Raw genomic sequence first — 19,238 nt, 5'->3', positions numbered from 1 at the left:
GCCAGGAATGGCATTGCCGCTCGGAAATGTGTTCGCCGACAAAAGAAAAAAGGAGTCCGCCTGTGGCTATTCGCTATGGCAAAGGGCTGATAGGAGGCGCGGTTGTCGTCGCGCTCCTGGCCCTGCTGGTCCACTGGATCGGCATCAACACGATCGAACTGTACCGCGACGATTTGTTGTTTTACCTGCAAGCACACCTGATCCTCGTTCTAGTCTCCATGCTGGCCGCCCTGATTGTGGGCATCCCCGCCGGTATCCTGCTCAGCCGACCGCACATGGTCGGGCGCGCAGAACGCTTCATGCAGATCTTCAACATCGGCAACACCGTCCCGCCCCTGGCCGTACTGGCCATCGCCCTCGGCGTTCTTGGCATCGGCAGCGGCCCGGCCATCTTCGCGCTGTTCCTCGCCTCCCTCCTGCCCATCGTGCGCAACACCTACGAAGGCCTCAAAAACGTCCAGGGTTCCCTGAAAGAAGCCGCCACCGGCATCGGCATGACGCCGCGCCAGGTGCTGTTTCGCGTGGAATTGCCCAACGCCGTGCCGATCATCATCGGCGGTGTGCGCGTGGCCCTGGCGATCAACGTCGGCACCGCGCCGCTGGCGTTCCTGATCGGTGCCAACAGCCTGGGCAGCCTGATCTTCCCCGGCATCGCCCTGAACAATCAGCCGCAATTGCTGCTCGGCGCTGCGTGCACCGCGCTGCTGGCGTTGTTGCTCGACGGCCTGGTGACCCTGGCCAGCCGCCTCTGGCTGGAACGCGGGTTGCGTGCGTCTTAAGGAACCGACATGAAAAAACTGACCTTGATACTGAGCTGCGTCCTGCTCTTGGCAGGCGTTGCACAAGCCGCCGAAAAACCGGTAATCCGCATCGGCGCCCGGGTGTTCACCGAACAGACCCTGCTCGCCGAAATCACTTCCCAATACCTGCGCACCAAGGGCTATGACACCCGCGTGACCGGCGGATTGGGTAGCAACCTGGCGCGCAGCGCCCAGGAAAGCGGGCAACTGGACCTGATCTGGGAGTACACCGGCGTGTCGCTGGTGGCCTACAACCATGTCGACGAGAAGCTCGACAGCGAACAGTCCTACGCACGGGTGAAAGAACTCGACGCGAAAAAGGGCCTGGTCTGGCTCTCCCCGTCGCGTTTCAGCAACACCTACGCCCTGGCGCTGCCAGAGAAAGTTGCCGCTGAGCATCCCGAGATCAGCACGATCAGCGACCTGACCAAGGCCGTGGCGCAAGATGCCAAGAGCAACCGCCTGGTCGCCCTGGACACCGAGTTCGCCAACCGCTCCGACGGCCTGGCTGGCATGGTCAAGCTGTACGACATGAACCTGACCCGCAAGAACACCCGGCAGATGGACGCAGGCCTGGTCTATACCGCCTTGCGCAACGGCCAGGTGTTTGCCGGCCTGGTCTACACCACCGACGGCCGCCTGAACGCCTTCAAGCTCAAGCTGCTGGAAGACGACAAGCACTACTTCCCGGACTACACCGCCGCACCGGTGATCCGCCAGGAATACCTCGACCAGCACCCAACCCTCGCAGCTGAACTCAAACCGTTGGCTGAACTGTTCGACGACGAAACCATGCGCCAGCTGAATGCGCGGGTCGACGTCGACCATGAAAGCCCTTCCGCTGTTGCCGCCGATTTCCTGCGCCAACATCCGATCAATCAATAAGAGGAGAAGACATGGAATTCCTGAACGCCTTTTCCCATCTTGATTGGGCCCAAGTCCTGCACCTGACCGGGCAGCACATCACCCTGGTCGGTATCGCCGTGATCCTCGCGATCCTGATCGGCGTGCCCCTGGGCATTCTGATGACGCGTTTCCCGACCCTCGCCGGCCCATTGCAGGCCAGCGCCACGGTGCTGCTGACCGTGCCGTCCATCGCGCTGTTCGGCCTGTTGCTGCCGTTCTACTCCAAATTCGGCCAGGGCCTGGGGCCGATGCCGGCGATCACCGCCGTGTTCCTCTACTCCCTGTTGCCGATCATGCGTAACACCTACCTCGCCCTCACTGGCGTGGAGCCGGGCATTCGCGAAGCCGCCAAAGGCATCGGCATGACCTTCGGCCAGCGCCTGCGCATGGTCGAGTTGCCCATCGCCGTGCCGGTGATCCTCGCCGGCGTGCGCACCGCCGTGGTGATGAACATTGGTGTGATGACCATCGCCGCCACCATCGGCGCCGGTGGCCTGGGTGTACTTATTCTGGCTTCCATCAGCCGCAGCGACATGTCGATGCTGATCGTCGGCGCCGTGCTGGTCAGTCTCCTGGCCATCTTCGCCGACCTGCTTCTGCAATGGCTGCAACGCTCGCTGACTCCAAAAGGACTGCTCAAATGATCGAACTTCAAAACCTGTCCAAGACCTTCCAAAGCAACGGCAAGACTGTAACGGCCGTGAACGATGTAAGCCTGACCGTCAACGAAGGCGAGATTTGCGTATTCCTCGGCCCCTCGGGTTGCGGCAAAAGCACCACGCTGAAAATGATCAACCGCCTGATCAAACCCACCTCGGGCAAGATCCTGATCAACGGTGAAGACACCACCGACCTCGACGAAGTGACCCTGCGCCGCAACATCGGCTATGTGATCCAGCAGATCGGCCTGTTCCCCAACATGACCATCGAGGAAAACATCGTGGTGGTGCCCAAGCTGCTCGGCTGGGACAAGCAGAAATGCCACGACCGCGCCCGCGAGTTGATGAGCATGATCAAGCTGGAGCCCAAGCAGTACCTGCATCGCTACCCGCGTGAGCTGTCCGGTGGTCAGCAACAGCGCATCGGCGTGATCCGCGCACTGGCGGCCGATGCGCCGCTGCTGCTGATGGACGAGCCGTTCGGCGCAGTCGACCCGATCAACCGCGAGATGATCCAGAACGAGTTCTTCGAGATGCAGCGCGCGCTGAACAAGACCGTGATCATGGTCAGCCACGACATCGACGAGGCCATCAAGCTGGGTGACAAGATCGCCATCTTCCGCGCTGGCAAGCTGCTGCAGATCGACCACCCGGACACGCTGCTGGCGCACCCGGCCGACGAGTTCGTGAGCAACTTCGTGGGCCAGGACAGCACCCTCAAGCGTCTGCTGCTGGTGAAGGCCGAGGACGCTGCGGACAACGCGCCGTCGGTGAGCCCGGAAACCCCGGTGGCCGATGCCCTGGAATTGATGGATGAGCATGACCGCCGCTATGTGGTGGTCACCTGCTCCGAGAACAAGGCGCTGGGTTATGTACGCCGTCGCGACCTGCACCGTCAGACCGGTACGTGCGGCCAGTACCTGCGCGAGTTCAACGCCACGGCGGCGTACGACGAGCATTTGCGCATCCTGCTGTCGCGCATGTACGAGTTCAACCGCTCGTGGTTGCCGGTGATGGATGCGGAACGGGTGTTCCTGGGGGAAGTGACCCAGGAGTCGATTGCCGAGTACCTGAGTTCCGGTAAGTCCCGTGGCGGCAAGACCAGTATTGTCTCGCCGGCTGAAACCGCGTTGGCTTGATCTGACACTGCTCGGTTAAAAATGTGGGAGGGGGCTTGCTCCCGATAGCAGGGTGTCAGTCAGCCTATGTATGGCTGACACTCCGACATCGGGGGCAAGCCCCCTCCCACATTTGCCCTCTGGGGTGTCAGGGAAATCCCGCCAATTTGCCCCATCCAGGGAACATCAATCCGTCACACCGGTCGGTTACATAAGTAGCTGCACGCGGCTGTGCGACGAGCGCGTGCAAAAACGCGACATTTTTAGTTGATCTATGGCCCCTCACGTCCTAAAGTTCGCGCCGAACGTCCATGCTGGAAACGATCCATCCGGCTCAAGTACTGACGACGAGACAGCAAGGCCAAGGGAAGCGGTTGATCCCATGGCCTTTTTGCTTTCGGCGACATGCCTTGGGAAGTAGGCGAACCAAAGTGGGGATACGGAGGACGTTCATTTGCACCCATTGACTAAATCAGTTTGCCCTTAGGAGTTCCCAGCATGTCGATCAACGTCGAAGATTATTTCGCGCGCGCCACTTTTGACAAAATGAAGGCGTTCGCCGACAAGCAAGAAACCCCGTTCGTGGTGATCGACACCGCGATGATCAGCCAGGCCTACGATGACCTGCGCGCCGGTTTCGAATTCGCCAAGGTCTATTACGCCGTCAAGGCCAACCCGGCCGTCGAGATCATCGACCTGCTCAAGGACAAGGGCTCGAGCTTCGACATCGCCTCGATCTACGAGCTGGACAAGGTACTGGGCCGTGGCGTCAGCGCCGACCGTATCAGCTACGGCAACACCATCAAGAAGTCCAAGGACATCCGCTACTTCTACGAGAAGGGCGTACGCCTGTTCTCCACCGACTCCGAAGCCGACCTGCGCAACATCGCCAAGGCCGCTCCGGGTTCTAAAGTGTATGTACGTATCCTCACCGAAGGCTCGACCACGGCTGACTGGCCGCTGTCGCGCAAATTCGGCTGCCAGACCGACATGGCCATGGACCTGCTGATCCTCGCCCGTGACCTGGGCCTGGTGCCGTACGGCATCTCATTCCACGTGGGCTCGCAACAGCGCGACATCAGCGTGTGGGACGCGGCGATCGCCAAGGTCAAAGTGATCTTCGAACGCCTGAAAGAAGAAGACGGTATTCACCTGAAGCTGATCAACATGGGCGGCGGCTTCCCGGCCAACTACATCACCCGCACCAACAGCCTGGAAACCTACGCTGAAGAAATCATCCGCTTCCTCAAGGAAGATTTCGGCGACGACCTGCCGGAAATCATCCTGGAGCCGGGCCGTTCGTTGATCGCCAACGCCGGTATCCTGGTCAGTGAAGTGGTATTGGTTGCACGTAAATCCCGTACCGCCGTCGAGCGCTGGGTGTACACGGACGTGGGCAAGTTCTCCGGCCTGATCGAAACCATGGACGAAGCCATCAAGTTCCCGATCTGGACCGAGAAGAAAGGCGAGATGGAAGAAGTGGTCATCGCAGGTCCCACCTGCGACAGCGCCGACATCATGTACGAAAACTACAAATACGGCCTGCCGCTGAACCTGGCGATTGGTGACCGCTTGTACTGGCTGTCGACCGGTGCGTACACCACCAGCTACAGCGCGGTTGAGTTCAATGGCTTTCCGCCACTGAAATCGTTCTACGTGTAAAACGGCTGCACATAAAAAACCCATGACATGTCATGGGTTTTTTTACGCCTCAAGAAAGGCTTACCGCGCGTTGTTGATAGGCATCGGCCATCGCCCGGATCCGCGGATCATTCGCCGCTACCAGGGCCTTGTGCGCCACCCGTAAGAACTTCAGGTTCCCGCCCGCCAACGCCTTGCGCAACCATTCCAGCGCCGCGTCGATCTCACCTCTGTCGGCCAGCACCGCCGCATAGCTGAACTGCCCGCGAAAATCACCGGCCTCGGCTGAGCGTCGATACCAGTCCACAGCAGCGTCCAGGTCCTGTGGGCAGAACCGGCCATCTTCCAGGTAACGCCCCAGCAGGTTCATCGACTTGGCATGCCCCTGCTCGGCCGCCCGGCGATAACAGGCCAATGCTTGTGGTTGGTCCTCGGCGACACCGCGCCCCGTGGCCAGCAGATTGGCGTAGTTGTACTGCCCCCAATCCAACCCTGCCTCGGCAGCCACCCGGTATTCCCGTGCAGCCGTCGCCTCGTCGACATCACATCCCCAGCCATGCTCGCGGCAACGCCCAGCCATGTTGCGGGCCATCAAATGCCCGCTGTGCGCAGCGATCTGGAACCAGCGCAAGGCCAATGCTTCATCGCGTGCAATGCCGCGCCCTTCGAGCAGGATTTGCCCAAGCAGCGCCTGGGCATCGACCACGCCCTCCTTCGCCGCCATCAGGATCGCCTGGGCCGCGCGTACGGGGGAATCGTCGAGCATCGCTTGCAGTTGCTCGACGTTGAGCAGCTCTTCCCGGCGCAATAAAAAGCCCATGTCAGACCTCGACCCAGCGGCGCAGCAGATTGTGATACGTGCCGGTGAGTTGGATCAGCGCGGGGTGGTCGGGGACGTCGCGGGTCAGTTGCTGGATCGCACCGTCCATTTCAAACAGCAGGGTGCGCTGGCTGTCTTCGCGCACCAGGCTCTGGGTCCAGAAGAATGAGGCATAGCGTGCGCCACGGGTCACTGCGTTGACTTTGTGCAGGCTGGAGCCGGGGTACAGCACCATGTCGCCAGCCGGCAACTTTACGCGCTGCAGGCCGAAGGTGTCCTGGATCTCCAGTTCGCCGCCGTCGTATTCGTTCGGGTCGCTGAAGAACAGCGTCGATGACAGGTCGGTGCGCACACGCTCGTGGCTGCCCTTGCATTGGCGCACGGCGTTGTCGATATGAAAGTCGAAACTGCCGCCCGCCGTGTAGCAATTGAGCAGCGGCGGAAACACCTTATGCGGTAACGCCGCTGACATAAACAACGGGTTCTGCCACAGCCGTTCAAGCATCGCCGCGCCAATTTCCTTGGCCAGTGGGTGGCCCTCGGGCAATTGCAGGTTGTGCTTGGCCTTGGCGGACTGGTGCCCGGCGGTGATTTTACCGTCGGCCCAATCGGCGTTTTCCAGGGCCTGGCGAATGCGCTGCACCTCCTCACGAGAGAACAGGCCGGGGATGTGCAGCAGCATGGGGCAGTACCTGAGTTCAGAGAGGCGCCAATGGTATTGATTCTTATCCGCCCTGTAAAACGCCAAGACGAACGAGTTCGTAAAAACCGTAAGCCAAAAGTGTAAAGAATGTAAATTCAGTGCAATTAGCAATGTATCGCAATTGATAGAAAGTCTTGTTCGCCCTATATTCCGCGGCCTCACATCCTTGGGGAAAGGACACGTCATGTCGCGCACCACTACAAAAATACCTGCCGGTTCACCACGCATGCTGGCTTCAGCCATCGGCGTTGCCCTCAGCGCCAGCTCTGTCGCCCATCTGGCACAGGCCGCCGAAGAGACTGAACAAAAAGGCCAGCGCAACAGCATTTCCCTGGGCGCCACCAGCATCACCGGGGAAGCGCAGGACAACACCTCCTACCAGGTCGAAAAAGCCTCGTCGCAGAAATACACCGCACCGCTGGTGGATACCCCGCGCTCGGTCACCGTGGTGCCGCAACAAGTACTCAAGGACACCGCCGCCACCTCGTTGCAGGATGCCTTGCGCACCGTGCCGGGCATCACCTTTGGTGCGGGCGAAGGCGGTAACCCCCAAGGCGACCGCCCGTTCATCCGCGGTTTTGACGCCCAGGGCGACACCTACCTGGATGGCGTGCGCGACACCGGTGGCCAGAGCCGTGAGATCTTCGACATCGAGTCGATTGAAGTCAGCAAAGGCCCGAACTCTTCGTTCGGCGGTCGTGGTTCTGCCGGTGGCAGCCTCAACCTGATGAGCAAGACCCCACAAGCGCGAGACTTCACCAACGGCGGCTTCACCTACGGCTCCGACCAGACCCGCCGCTACGTGCTCGACGTGAACCGCCAGTTCCTCGACGACAGCGCCGCGTTCCGCCTGAACCTGATGAGCCATGAACAGAACGTCGCCGGACGCGACGCGGTCAATTACGACCGTTGGGGTGTAGCGCCGTCGCTGACCTTCGGCCTGGGCACCCCGACCCGCGTCAACCTCAGCTACTACCACCTGGAAAGCAACGACCTGCCGGATTCGGGGATTCCCTACGGCTATGGTTCGTCGACCGCCACCGCCCATGTGCATGACAAACCCACCGACGGCGGCGACAGCAACAACTTCTACGGCCTCAAGGATCGCGACTTCCGCAAGACCCGCGCCGATATCAGTACGTTCTCCATCGAGCACGACCTGAACGACACCATGACGCTGAAAAACACCCTGCGCCATGGCAGCACCGGCCAGGACTATGTGCTCACCCAGCCGGATGACAGCAAGTTCAACGTCAACCGCTATGGCACCGTATGGCGTCGCGCCAACACCCGGGTCTCGACCACGACCACCACCACCAACCAGACCGACCTGTTCGGCAGCTTCCAGGCGCTGGGCTTCAAGAACACCTACTCCACCGGCCTGGAATTCACCGGTGAAGAAACCCGCGTCAGCAGCTACACCGTCAGCCCCAACGCCAACCCGACCTGCACCGTGGCCAAGGGCAGCCTTGGCGGCCAATGCACCTCGCTGAGCAATCCGAACCCGGATGACGCCTGGACCGGCAGCATTGCGCGCAACTACTACGGCACCAACACCAAGGCCACCAGCCGCGCCGCGTATGTGTTCGACACCATCGAACTGGACCCGAAATGGCTGCTGAACGTCGGCTTGCGCTACGACACCTTCGACACCGTCGCCAACACCGATTCCGCGACTGGCCGTAGCAAAATCAAAGAAGACAGCCAGTTCTTCAACTGGCAGGCCGGCCTGGTCTGGAAGCCACTGGATAACGGCAGCATCTATGCCTCCTACGCGACCTCCGCATCGCCAGCCGGTGGCCTGGTGGGTGAAGGCGCCGATGGCAACCCGCTGTCCGCCGGCGCTGCGTCCAGCGACCTGCAGCCGGAAGAAACCGTCAACTACGAACTCGGCACCAAGTGGGACCTGTTCCACGACCGCCTGTCCCTGACCGCCGCGGTGTTCCGCACCGAGAAGAAAAACACCCGCATCCTCGTGGACGCGCTCACCTACCAGAACGCCGGCGAATCCCAGGTCGACGGCCTGGAACTGTCCGCCAGCGGCAAGCTCACCGATCAATGGCAGGTGTTCGCCGGCTACAGCTACCTCGACAGCGAACTGGTCAAATCCGGCCTGAACGGCCGCAACGGTGTGGTCAGCGCAGGCTCCAGCAAAGGCAACCAAATGCCGAACACGCCGAAGAACACCTTCAGCCTGTGGACCACCTACGACATCACTTCGAAGCTGACTGTTGGCGGCGGCGCGTTCTATGTCGACGACGTGTACGGGGACGCCGGCAACACCGTGTACGTGCCGTCCTACACCCGCTACGACGCCATGGCCAGCTACAAGCTGACCAAGAACGTCGACCTGCAACTGAACGTGCAGAACCTGACCGACAAGACCTACTACGACAAGGCCTACGCCTCACACTTCGCCAACCAGGCGGCCGGTCGTACGGCGCTGTTGACCACCAGCTTCCACTTCTAAACAGCAGCGTCACGCAGCAAAGAGCCCCACGCATCGGATGCGTGGGGCTTTTGCGTGTAAAACAGAATGTTTCTCGACAAGCCACGGCATAATGCGCGCCGTGCCCTACATATCCGGATAGACGAGGCGGTCAGACGTGTTGAAGAAAACCCTGTTCCAGTTGCACTGGTTCTTCGGCATTACAGCCGGGCTGGTGCTGGCCTTGATGGGGATCAGCGGGGCTGCGGTCTCGTTTCAGGATGAAATACTGCGGGCGCTCAACCCCAGCGTGCTGACCGTGGAAAAACGCGAAGCCGGTGTGCTGCCGCCCGCCGAGCTGGTGCGCAAGCTGGAGGCCACCGAAGGCCAGACCGTGGCCATGCTGTTCGTCGAAAGCGAAAGCGGCAACGCCGCCCGCGTGTTCTTCACCCCGCCACCCGGCGAGCGCCGTGGCCAGTTGCGCTATTTCGATCCCTACACCGGCGACTACATGGGCGACGTGGTCGGCCAGGACGTCTTCGGCTTCCTGCTGCAGTTCCACCGCTTCCTGGTGATGGGCGACACCGGGCGCAACATCACCGGCGCATGCACGCTGATCCTGGTGTTCTTCTGCCTCTCCGGCCTGTACCTGCGCTGGCCGCGCCAAGTGGCGAGCTGGCGCGCCTGGCTGACGCTGGACTGGCGCAAAAAAGGCCGGGCCTTCAACTGGGACCTGCACTCGGTGTTCGGCACCTGGTGCTTGTTGGCCTACCTGCTGTCGGCGCTGACCGGCTTGTATTGGTCCTACGATTGGTACAGCCAGGGCCTGACCAAACTGCTGTCCGACGCCCCGCAAAACGAACGGGTGCGCAAGCGCGGCCCGGCGCCCGAGGGTGCGGCGCCGGTGGCCAACTACGACGCGATCTGGAGCAGCATCTACAGCAACGCCGGCCCCGGCTTGAGCGCCTATAACATCCGCATGCCAGCGGTCGCCGGGCAGCCGGCTACCGTCTATTACCTGCTGAAAAACTCGCCCCATGACCGGGCACTGAACCAGATCAACCTCGACCCGGCCACCGGCGAGGTCAAGTCCCACGATCAGTACGCCAGCAAAAGCCTCGGTTCCAGACTGCTGACCAGCGTCTATGCGCTGCACACCGGCAGTTACTTCGGCTTGATCGGACGGATTGTCCTCACGCTCAGCTCGGTGCTGATGCCGCTGTTTTTCATCACCGGCTGGCTGCTGTACCTGGACCGCCGGCGCAAAAAACGCCAGGTGCGTGAGGCGCGCAAGGGTCTTACAGACAACCGCAGTGACGCCCCGGCCTGGCTGATCGGCTTCGCCAGCCAGAGCGGTTTCGCTGAGCAGCTGGCCTGGCAAACGGCTGGGCAATTGCAGGCGGCCGGCCTGCCGGTGAAGGTGCAGCCCCTGGGCAGCGTCAGCCAGGACGACCTGCGCCAGTCGGAAAACGCGCTGTTTGTGGTCAGCACCTTCGGCGACGGCGAAGCCCCCGACAGTGCCCGTGGTTTCGAGCGCAGCGTGCTCGGCCAGGACCTGCCCCTCAAGGGCCTGAACTACTCGGTGCTGGCCCTGGGTGATCGCCAGTACGAACATTTCTGCGGCTTTGCCCGCCGCCTGCATTTCTGGCTGACCCACCAGGGCGGCAACCCACTGTTTGCGCCCGTGGAAGTCGACAGCGGCGACACCACCGCCCTGCTTCACTGGCAGCAGCAACTCGGCCAACTGACCGGCCACGCCCCAGCATCCGCCTGGCCAACGGCCCAGTATGAAAACTGGACGCTCAGCCAGCGCTCATTGCTCAACCGTGACAGCAGCGGCTCGAACGTCTATCTGCTGGGCCTCACCTCGCCGTCGCCACAAAGCTGGCAAGCCGGCGACCTGGTGGAAGTGCTGCCGCGCAATTGCCCCTGGGCGATCGAGCACTTCCTCGAAGGCCTGGGCCTGGCCGGCAGCGACGGCGTGTTGATCGACGGCATGGCGCATACGCTCGACCAGGCCCTGGCCACCCGCCAACTGCCGACCCATCGCGCACACCTGGTCGGCCTGCACGCCCAGGCACTGGTGGACGCGCTGGTGCCGCTGGGCATGCGCGAGTACTCCATCGCCTCGATTGCCAGCGATGGTGTGCTGGAGTTGATCGTGCGCCAGGAACGCCACCCCGATGGCAGCCTGGGCCTGGGCTCAGGCTGGCTGACCGAGTACGCCGCCCTCGGTTCGAACATCAGCCTGCGCCTGCGCCGCAACAGCGCGTTCCACCTGCCGCAGGCGCCGGTGCCGCTGATCCTGCTGGGCAACGGCACCGGCCTGGCGGGCCTGCGCAGTCTGCTCAAGGCCCGCATCGCCGATGGCCAGCAACGCAACTGGCTGCTGTTTGGCGAGCGCAATATCAAGCATGACTTCCTCTGCCAGGACGAGCTGCAAGGTTGGCTGGCCAGTGGTGATCTGGCGTTGCTGGACCTGGCGTTTTCCCGCGATCAGGAGGAGAAGATCTACGTGCAGGACCGCCTGCGCGAGTCGGCGGATGTGCTGCGCAAATGGCTGGCCGACGGCGCGGCGATTTATGTGTGCGGGAGTCTGCAGGGGATGGCCACGGGGGTGGATCAGGCGCTGGTGGATATACTCGGCAGTGAAGCGGTGGAGCGGTTGATTGAGCAGGGCCGCTATCGCCGCGACGTCTACTGAATGCAACAATCAAACTGTGGGAGGGGGCTTGCCCCCGATGAGGGCGTGTCAGTCAAGTAATGAGCCACTGATACACCGCTATCGGGGGCAAGCCCCCTCCCACAATTTCTAATACATTCCAAGTCAGGTGGGCTGGAGTTTTTGTTCGAACACCGAGACGCCATCCAGGTCCCGCAGCACCACAGTCAACTCCGCCGTCTGCCCATCGATGTTCACCTCCCCAAAAAACTGAAACCCCGCCAGCGGCGAAGTGTTCTGCGCCGGTGGTGCCTTCTCGAACACCACCTCAGGCCCAAAGGTCTTGTCCAGCGGATTAGGCCCGAAACTCCCGGCGTTCAACGGCCCGGCGACAAACTCCCAGAACGGTTCGAAGTCCTGGAACGCCGCCCGATCCGGGTGGTAGTGGTGCGCCGCGCAGTAGTGCACATCGGCGGTCAGCCATACGTGGTTGCGCACGTTTTGTGCCCGTAGAAAGCCCAGCAGCTCGGCGATTTCCAACTCGCGACCTTGCGGCGCACCGGGGTCGTTGTTGGCGATGGCTTCCCAACGCGGCACGCCGGGGCTGACTTCACCGTCGGGCACGCCGAGGCCGATGGGCATGTCGGCAGCGATGACTTTCCACTGCGCCTGGGAGCCCTTGAGTTCACGCTTGAGCCAGTCCAATTGCTCACGCCCGAGGAAGGGTTTTTCGCCGCCCAGGTTGTCATCGTTGGGCCCGCGATAACTGCGCATGTCCAGCACGAATACATCCAGCAGCGGACCATAGCTGAGCTTGCGATAGATCCGCCCGCCGCCGTCCGCCGCCTGCCGGCGCATCGGTGAGTATTCCAGCCAGGCCTGGCGCGCACGGCCGACCAGGGTATTGATGTCCTTGACCCGATAGCGCTCATCCAACTGCTTGCTCGGCGACCAGTTGTTCACCACTTCGTGGTCGTCCCACTGCCAGATCTGCGGCACCTCGGCGTTGAAGCGGCGCACGTTTTCATCCATCAGGTTATAGCGGTAATTACCGCGATACTCGTCGAGGGTTTCGGCGACTTTGCTCTTGGCCTCCGTGGTGATATTGCGCCAGATGCGCCCGTCTTCCACGGTGAGCTGCGCGGGCACCGGGCCGTCGGCGTAGATGGTGTCGCCGCTGTGGATAAAGAAGTCCGGCAGGCGCAGGCGCATGGCTTCGTAGATGCGCATGCCGCCGATGTCCGGGTTGATGCCGAAGCCTTGGCCCACGGTGTCGCCGCTCCACACAAAACGAATGTCGCGGCGCTGTTGCGGCACGCTGCGCAGATGGCCGAACCACGGCTCGCTGGCGACGCCGGTCTGGGCATCCTCGAAGTGCACGCGGTAGAAGATCGCCTGGTCGACGGGCAGCCCGGTGAGTTCGACGCGGGCGGTGAAGTCGCTGCGCTGGTCGGCCAGCGGGGATACAAACCGACGAGGGTTGCTGAACACACTGCGGGTGTCCCACTCCACCACCATCCTGGCCGGGCGGTCGCTGCGGCTCCAGATCATGGCGCGGTCGCCGAGCAGGTCGCCGGACTGCACGCCATCGGTGAGTTGCGGCCGATCCTTGACCGAAGCGATCACCGCCGGGGCCAGGCCCGGCAACAACAGGCCGGCGCCGACGGCTTGCATCACGCGGCGGCGGCCGAGATCGAAGTGGCTCATGCAGGTGCCCTCTTGAGTATCAAAAGGGCCACTAAAGCACGCCCCGATGAAGCAGAGATGACACCTATACAGCGATCAACGGTGGGAGGGGGCTTGCCCCCGATGGCAGAGTGTCAGCCAGCACATTTATGGCTGACCCACCGCTATCGGGGGCAAGCCTCCTCCCACATTTTCTGCACCGCGTCAGACCGTCACAGTCAGCTCTTGCGCTTCGGGGCGCTTGATCAACGCGTAGACCAGGCCGGTCAACAGGCTGCCGGCGACAATTGCCAACAGGTACAGCAGCGCATGGTTCATCGCATTCGGGATCACCAGCACAAACAGGCCACCATGGGGCGCAGCGAGCACGCAGCCGAAGTACATGGACAGGGCACCGGTCAATGCACCGCCGGCGATACTGGACGGGATCACGCGCAACGGGTCTTTCGCGGCAAACGGGATCGCGCCTTCGGAAATGAAGCACAAGCCGAGGATCATCGCCGCCTTGCCCGCTTCGCGTTCGGTCTGGGCGAACTTGCGGCGTGCCAGGAACGTGGCGATGCCCATGCCGATCGGTGGCACCATGCCGGCCGCCATGGTCGCGGCCATCGGCGCGCCGCTGTGGGCCGCCAGCAGGCCGACAGAAAATGCATAGGCCGCCTTGTTGATCGGTCCACCGAGGTCGACACACATCATGCCGCCCAGCAAGATGCCCAGCAGTACCGCATTGGTCGTGCCCATGGTGCTGAGAAAATCCGTCAGCCCCACCAGCATGCGCGCGACCGGCGGCCCCACCAGGTAGATCATCGCCAGGCCGGTGAACAGACTCGCCAGCAACGGGATGATCAGGATCGGCTTGAGCGCCTCCAGGCTCTGCGGCAACTTCACTGCGCGGGTGATCAACTTAACGCAGTAGCCGGCGAGGAAACCGGCGAAGATGCCGCCGATAAAACCTGCACCCAGGGTGCCGGCCAACAGGCCGCCAATCATGCCCGGCGCGATGCCCGGACGGTCGGCAATCGAGTAGGCGATGTAGCCCGCCAGCAGCGGCACCATCAACATGAAGGCGCGGTCGCCGACGGTTTTCAGCGCGGCGGCCAGGGTGCCCTCCTGTTCAAAGGCGTGAATGCCGAATACGAACGACAAGGCGATCAACAACCCACCCGCCACCACCATCGGCAACATGAACGACACACCGGTGAGCAGGTGTTTGTACACGCCGGTTTTTTCCGGCTTGGCCACCGCACCGCTGGCCGCGCTTTCCACCGCACCTTCGGCAAGGGCCTTGTTGAGGGTGGCTTCGGACTGCTTGAGGGCAATGCCGGTGCCACACCGGTAGATCTTCTTGCCGGCGAAGCGCTCGGTGGCGACTTCGATATCGGCGGCCAGCAACACCACATCGGCATTGGCGATCGCTTCGGCGCTCAATGGCGTACGTGCCCCCACCGAACCCTGGGTCTCGACCTGCAAGTCATAGCCCAGGCGTTTGGCCGTCTGCTGCAACGCTTCGGCGGCCATGAAGGTATGGGCGACGCCAGTCGGGCAGGCGGTGATCGCGACGATGCGCGGCGCGTTCCTGGCCGGGGCCTCAGCCGCGACATACACCTGCGCCTCTTCGGCGCCACGGCGCAATACGGCGTCGACATCCGCCAGCGCCTGGGCCGGTGTGCTCTGGAACACGCGCTTGCCGACAAAGCGCTGCATGTCCACCGGGGTGCTGCTGACCAGCAACACCCATTCGGCATCGTCGATGATCGCCTGGGACAATTGGCGCTCCGGGCGCTGTACGTCCACCACTTCGACACTGGTGCTCCAGCCCTGGCGCTGCGCGGCGGCGTCCAACAAGCGGGCGCACAGCACACTGGTGACCATGCCGTTCGGGCAGGCAGTAACAATGGCTAACTTCATCACAAACCCTCTTATTGTTCTGTCAGCGTGCGTACGTGGACGCCGCTTTCGAGGCGCGCCAACTGCGCGTCATCGCTGATGCCAAAACCGATCTGCGTCACCGCCATGGCGGCAATCGCCGTGGCACGGCGCAAGGTCTGTTCCGGGGTATCGCCGCTGAGCAGACCGTGCAGCATGCCGGCCAGCAGCGAGTCGCCGGCGCCGACGGTACTGGCCACCGTCACCTTCGGCGGCGTGGCCTGCAGCGCCGCACCTGAGCGGTACCAGGTGACGCCGGCAGCGCCATCGGAAACCACCACATGTTCCACGCCTTGCCGATGCAGTTGGCTGATTGCATCCGTGACGTTATCCAGGACTTCAGCCAGCTCTTCGGTATTGGGCTTGACCATCCACGGCCCCGCTTTCAAACCGGCGCGCAGCGCTTCACCGCTGGTGTCCAGGGCGACTTTCAACCCGAGGTTTTTCAGTTGATCCAACAGCCCCTGGAACCACTGCGGGCTGATGCCACGCGGCAAACTGCCGGCGACCACCACCGCATCGAATTGCGCGCCGATGTCAGCGATGCGCGTGAGCAGCGCGGCTTGTGCCGCGTCACTGACCACCGGCCCCGGCGCATTGATATCGGTGACCCGGCCGTCCTGTTCGGCAATCTTGATATTGCTGCGGGTTTCGCCCGGCACGCGAATGAACGCGTCACCAAACCCACGGCGGGCGATCAGTGCCTCGAAGGCCTGGGGGTTTGCCTCGCCGAGGAAACCGCCCACGCTCACCTGATGGCCCAAATCCGCCAGCACCTGCGCCACATTCACACCCTTGCCGGCTGCATGGGTCAGCAGGGTTTCGCTGCGGTTCACTTCACCCGGTTCCAGGTGCGCCAGGCGCACCGTCAGGTCCAACGCCGGGTTCAGCGTCAGGGTCAGAATCCTTGCCATCTACACGGCCTCCACTAGGGCACGCACTTCGGCGGGCGAACCCACCGCCAGTGCTTGTTGCGCCAGGCCCTGGGCCTCGCTCAGACTGAATTCACGCACCCGCGCCTTCACTTCCGGAATGCTGCGGGCCGACACGCTCAACTCATCCACACCCAGGCCGATCAGCACCGGCACCGCCAGCGGGTCCGCCGCCAACTCGCCGCACACCCCCACCCATTTGCCATGGGCATGGGCGGCGCGCACGGTGATGTCGATCAGTTGCAGCACCGCCGGGTGCAGGCCATCGGCCTGGGCGGACAACGTCGGGTGGCCGCGGTCGATGGCCAGGGTGTACTGGGTCAGGTCGTTGGTGCCGACGCTGAAGAAGTCCACTTCCTTGGCCAGCACCGGCGCGAGCAAGGCCGCCGACGGCACTTCGATCATGATGCCCAGTTGCAGGTCCGCCACCGGGATTTCCAGGCGCAGGCGCTCGGTCATGTCGCGGGCGGCGCGCCATTCATCGACGCTGCCGACCATGGGGAACATGATGCGCAGCGGGCGGCTGTCCGCAGAACGCAACAGCGCGCGCAGTTGCGCTTCCATGATCTGCGGGCGTTGCAGGGTAAGACGGATACCGCGCACACCGAGGAAGGGGTTTTCTTCTTCGGCAATCGGCCAATACGGCAGCGGTTTGTCGCCGCCTACATCAAGGGTGCGCACCACCAACGGACGACCATCGAGGCCGTCGAGCACGCGGCGGTATTCGGCTTCCTGGGTGGCTTCGTCCGGCGCTTGCGGGTGGGCCATGAAAATCAGTTCGGTGCGCAGCAGGCCAATGCCTTCGGCGCCCTGCTCCACCGCGCCGGCGACACCGGCGCTTTCACCGATATTGGCGAACACTTCCACGGCATGGCCGTCGCGGGTCAGCGCCGGTTCATGGCGTTGCGCCGAGGCGGCTTGCAGGCGTTGTTCGCGGGTGTCGCGCTCGACTGTAGCGCGTTGCAGGGTGGCGGCGTCGGGGTCGACATGCAGGCGACCGCGCTGGCCATCCAGCAACAGGGGGGTGCCGGAGGCCAGCAGCAATACCGCCGGGCCAGCGCCGACCAGCGCCGGGATACCCAGGGCACGGGCGACGATGGCGCTGTGGGCCGTCGCGCCGCCACGGGCGGTGAGGATGCCGGCGACGCGCGCGGGATCAAGACGCGCCACGTCCGACGGCCCGACCTCGTCCATCACCAGAATGTAGGGCTCGCTCGGCTCCTGGGCGGTTTCGACGCCGCACAGTTGCGCCAATACACGGCGGCCGATGTCACGCAGGTCGGCAGCGCGCTCGGCGAGCAAGGCGTCCTGCAACGACTCCTGCTGCTTGGCAGCGGCTTCGATCACACTCATCCACGCGGCTTCGGCGCTCTCGCCTTGCTTGAGGCGGGTGTCGACTTCGTCGGTGAGCTCCGGGTCGTCGAGCATCTCCTGATGGGTGATGAAAATCTCGCGGATCGCCTTGGATGGGCTGCGCTCGATCAGGCCCTGGATGTCACGGCGCACTTCGCCCAGGGCGCTGTGCAGGCGCTGGCGCTCAATAGCGGAGGACTCGCCGCGCAGGGGGTAATCGAACGTTTGCTGAACCTGGATATGCGCGGGGCCAATAGCGATGCCCGGTGCGGCGGCGATAGCCTGGATCTGGCTGCCGCTGGTCGGCGCACTGACAACCGGCTTGATATCCAGGGCGGCAGGTTGGGGGCTGATCGTCGGCAGCGGCTCGACTTCCTCGCCCAGGCCTTCCTCTACAGCGGCGAGCAACGCGGGCAATGCATCGCCGGCAATCGTCGGCTCGGCGACGAACTCCAGCACCTGGCCACGCCGTGCGCCGAGGCTCAACAGCTTGCTCAGGCTTTTCACCGACACGGCGCCGACCGGGCCATCGACGATGCGTACACGGATGTCGCCGTCAAAACTTTTCGCCAACTGCGCGAGGATCTTCGCCGGGCGCGCATGCAAGCCGTGGGCGTTGGCCAGGGTGATGCGGGCGCTGGGCCAGTCCGGGGGCAGTTCGCCGCCAAGGACTTCGAGCACCGCACGGCTGCTGGTGGCGCGACCCAGTTCCTGGCCGCGACCTTCGATGAGCAAGGCACACAGGCGCTCCAACAGCGTTTGGTGGGCTTCACCCAGGCTGGCCAGGCAGAACAGGCCATGGAGCGGCTGGCCGAGGTAGCGCATGGGTTTGTCCGGAGTGACAAACGCCAGGCCCGGGCGCTTGACGGTCTGTTCACTGTGCAACCACCACAGGCCATCGCCCAGGGGCAGCGCGTCAACCTGCTGCAACACGGCGGCGAAACCATTGCTCACACAATCGGCCTGGCGCAACAGGCGTGCGCCGCGCCAGACCAACTCTTCGAAGTCGTCGGCGGACACACCCAGGCTGATCATCTGTGCATCCAACGCCAGTTCCTGCGGCGCACCTTGCAGCAGTTTCAGCAGGGCTTCGGCGCTGCCGGCACGGCGCAACGCCTGGCCCAGGTCGGTTTCGCCGAGGGCACGGGTGAGCAGTTGCAACAGGCGCAGGTGTTCGTCGGATTTGGCGGCAATGCCGATGGCCAGGTACACGATCTGGCCGTCGCCCCAGTCCACCCCTTCGGGGAACTGCAGCAGGCGCACGCCGGTGGAGAACACCTGGTCGCGGGTTTCGGGGGTGCCGTGGGGGATGGCAATACCTTGGCCGAGAAAGGTCGAGCCCTGGGCCTCACGGGCTTGCAAGCCACTGAGATAACCCTCGGCGACCAGGCCGTCGGCCACCAGTTTGTCAGCGAGCAGGTGCAAGGCAGCAGATTTATCCACAGCCACCTGGCCCATGGAAATCTGCTCTACAGTGAGCTCAAGCATGCCGTTCTCCTAGTTAGTGCGGTGGCCGCACTAGGTATTGTTTTAAACAAACAGTGTAATGGTTGTGCATCAATAGCTGACTGAGCAGTCAATTGGCAGTAGTTACTCAGTCGCGA

13 protein-coding genes are annotated in these 19,238 nt (G+C 63.1%); 7 read left to right on the top strand and 6 right to left on the bottom strand.

Annotated elements, in window-relative coordinates; all coding sequences use genetic code 11:
• Positions 1-62: 62 nt before the first annotated feature.
• From BLR69_RS25850 to BLR69_RS25830, 5 genes are all read left to right on the top strand, one after another.
• Positions 63-779 (top strand): ABC transporter permease, encoded by a 717-nt coding sequence (locus BLR69_RS25850; RefSeq protein ID WP_038850881.1) that lies wholly within the window; start codon positions 63-65, stop codon positions 777-779.
• 9 nt (positions 780-788) lie between these two features.
• A complete protein-coding gene (locus BLR69_RS25845; RefSeq protein WP_071494176.1) occupies positions 789-1,685 on the top strand; it encodes a glycine betaine ABC transporter substrate-binding protein in 897 nt (298 codons plus the stop codon).
• An 11-nt stretch (positions 1,686-1,696) separates the two neighbouring features.
• Positions 1,697-2,350, top strand: a complete 654-nt coding sequence (locus BLR69_RS25840) for an ABC transporter permease (RefSeq protein ID WP_058423040.1) — start codon at positions 1,697-1,699, stop codon at positions 2,348-2,350.
• On the top strand, positions 2,347-3,504 hold the full coding sequence (locus BLR69_RS25835) for an osmoprotectant ABC transporter ATP-binding protein OsmV (protein WP_058423041.1): 1,158 nt from the start codon (positions 2,347-2,349) through the stop codon (positions 3,502-3,504). Before BLR69_RS25840 ends, BLR69_RS25835 begins: the two co-directional genes overlap by 4 nt.
• A 477-nt stretch (positions 3,505-3,981) precedes the next feature.
• Complete coding sequence (locus tag BLR69_RS25830; protein WP_016976256.1) at positions 3,982-5,145, top strand: type III PLP-dependent enzyme; 1,164 nt, start codon at positions 3,982-3,984, stop codon at positions 5,143-5,145.
• 49 nt (positions 5,146-5,194) lie between these two features.
• On the opposite strand, the gene BLR69_RS25825 is transcribed toward BLR69_RS25830, so the two are convergent.
• Positions 5,195-5,944: a tetratricopeptide repeat protein gene (locus BLR69_RS25825; RefSeq protein ID WP_071494177.1), complete on the bottom strand. Its 750-nt coding sequence runs from the start codon at positions 5,942-5,944 to the stop codon at positions 5,195-5,197.
• Between the two features lies 1 nt (position 5,945).
• Positions 5,946-6,626: a Fe2+-dependent dioxygenase gene (locus tag BLR69_RS25820; RefSeq protein ID WP_071494178.1), complete on the bottom strand. Its 681-nt coding sequence runs from the start codon at positions 6,624-6,626 to the stop codon at positions 5,946-5,948.
• Between the two features lie 205 nt (positions 6,627-6,831).
• Here BLR69_RS25820 and BLR69_RS25815 point away from each other — a divergent pair, with 205 nt between their 5' ends.
• Positions 6,832-9,117, top strand: a complete 2,286-nt coding sequence (locus BLR69_RS25815) for a TonB-dependent receptor (protein WP_071494179.1) — start codon at positions 6,832-6,834, stop codon at positions 9,115-9,117.
• Between the two features lie 136 nt (positions 9,118-9,253).
• Positions 9,254-11,779: a PepSY domain-containing protein gene (locus tag BLR69_RS25810; protein WP_071494180.1), complete on the top strand. Its 2,526-nt coding sequence runs from the start codon at positions 9,254-9,256 to the stop codon at positions 11,777-11,779.
• Positions 11,780-11,902: 123 nt separating this feature from the next.
• On the opposite strand, the gene BLR69_RS25805 is transcribed toward BLR69_RS25810, so the two are convergent.
• The 4 genes from BLR69_RS25805 to ptsP form a co-directional block, all read right to left on the bottom strand.
• Entirely contained in the window at positions 11,903-13,444 is a 1,542-nt protein-coding gene (locus BLR69_RS25805; RefSeq protein ID WP_071494181.1) for an alkaline phosphatase D family protein, read from the bottom strand.
• 183 nt (positions 13,445-13,627) lie between these two features.
• Positions 13,628-15,331, bottom strand: coding sequence for a PTS fructose-like transporter subunit IIB (locus tag BLR69_RS25800; RefSeq protein WP_071494182.1), 1,704 nt, complete (start codon positions 15,329-15,331; stop codon positions 13,628-13,630).
• Positions 15,332-15,342: 11 nt separating this feature from the next.
• Positions 15,343-16,263: a 1-phosphofructokinase gene (gene pfkB / locus BLR69_RS25795; RefSeq protein WP_071494183.1), complete on the bottom strand. Its 921-nt coding sequence runs from the start codon at positions 16,261-16,263 to the stop codon at positions 15,343-15,345.
• Positions 16,264-19,122: a phosphoenolpyruvate--protein phosphotransferase gene (gene ptsP, locus BLR69_RS25790; protein ID WP_071494184.1), complete on the bottom strand. Its 2,859-nt coding sequence runs from the start codon at positions 19,120-19,122 to the stop codon at positions 16,264-16,266. It abuts the gene before it with no gap.
• Positions 19,123-19,238 lie beyond the last annotated feature (116 nt).

It is taken from the genome of Pseudomonas azotoformans, assembly GCF_900103345.1.
Classification (GTDB): domain Bacteria; phylum Pseudomonadota; class Gammaproteobacteria; order Pseudomonadales; family Pseudomonadaceae; genus Aquipseudomonas; species Aquipseudomonas azotoformans.
Note: the sequence above shows the minus strand (reverse complement) of the source record. Positions and strands in the feature narration are given on the sequence as shown.

What these genes read in the sequence shown, in the direction of transcription:
- BLR69_RS25845 (WP_071494176.1), top strand. Translation starts at nt 789, where the DNA reads ATGAAAAAACTGACCTTGATACTGAGCTGCGTCCTGCTCTTGGCAGGC.
- BLR69_RS25840 (WP_058423040.1), top strand. Translation starts at nt 1,697, where the DNA reads ATGGAATTCCTGAACGCCTTTTCCCATCTTGATTGGGCCCAAGTCCTG.
- BLR69_RS25835 (WP_058423041.1), top strand. Translation starts at nt 2,347, where the DNA reads ATGATCGAACTTCAAAACCTGTCCAAGACCTTCCAAAGCAACGGCAAG.
- BLR69_RS25830 (WP_016976256.1), top strand. Translation starts at nt 3,982, where the DNA reads ATGTCGATCAACGTCGAAGATTATTTCGCGCGCGCCACTTTTGACAAA.
- BLR69_RS25825 (WP_071494177.1), bottom strand. Translation starts at nt 5,944, where the DNA reads ATGGGCTTTTTATTGCGCCGGGAAGAGCTGCTCAACGTCGAGCAACTG.
- BLR69_RS25820 (WP_071494178.1), bottom strand. Translation starts at nt 6,626, where the DNA reads ATGCTGCTGCACATCCCCGGCCTGTTCTCTCGTGAGGAGGTGCAGCGC.
- BLR69_RS25815 (WP_071494179.1), top strand. Translation starts at nt 6,832, where the DNA reads ATGTCGCGCACCACTACAAAAATACCTGCCGGTTCACCACGCATGCTG.
- BLR69_RS25805 (WP_071494181.1), bottom strand. Translation starts at nt 13,444, where the DNA reads ATGAGCCACTTCGATCTCGGCCGCCGCCGCGTGATGCAAGCCGTCGGC.
- BLR69_RS25800 (WP_071494182.1), bottom strand. Translation starts at nt 15,331, where the DNA reads ATGAAGTTAGCCATTGTTACTGCCTGCCCGAACGGCATGGTCACCAGT.
- pfkB (WP_071494183.1), bottom strand. Translation starts at nt 16,263, where the DNA reads ATGGCAAGGATTCTGACCCTGACGCTGAACCCGGCGTTGGACCTGACG.
- ptsP (WP_071494184.1), bottom strand. Translation starts at nt 19,122, where the DNA reads ATGCTTGAGCTCACTGTAGAGCAGATTTCCATGGGCCAGGTGGCTGTG.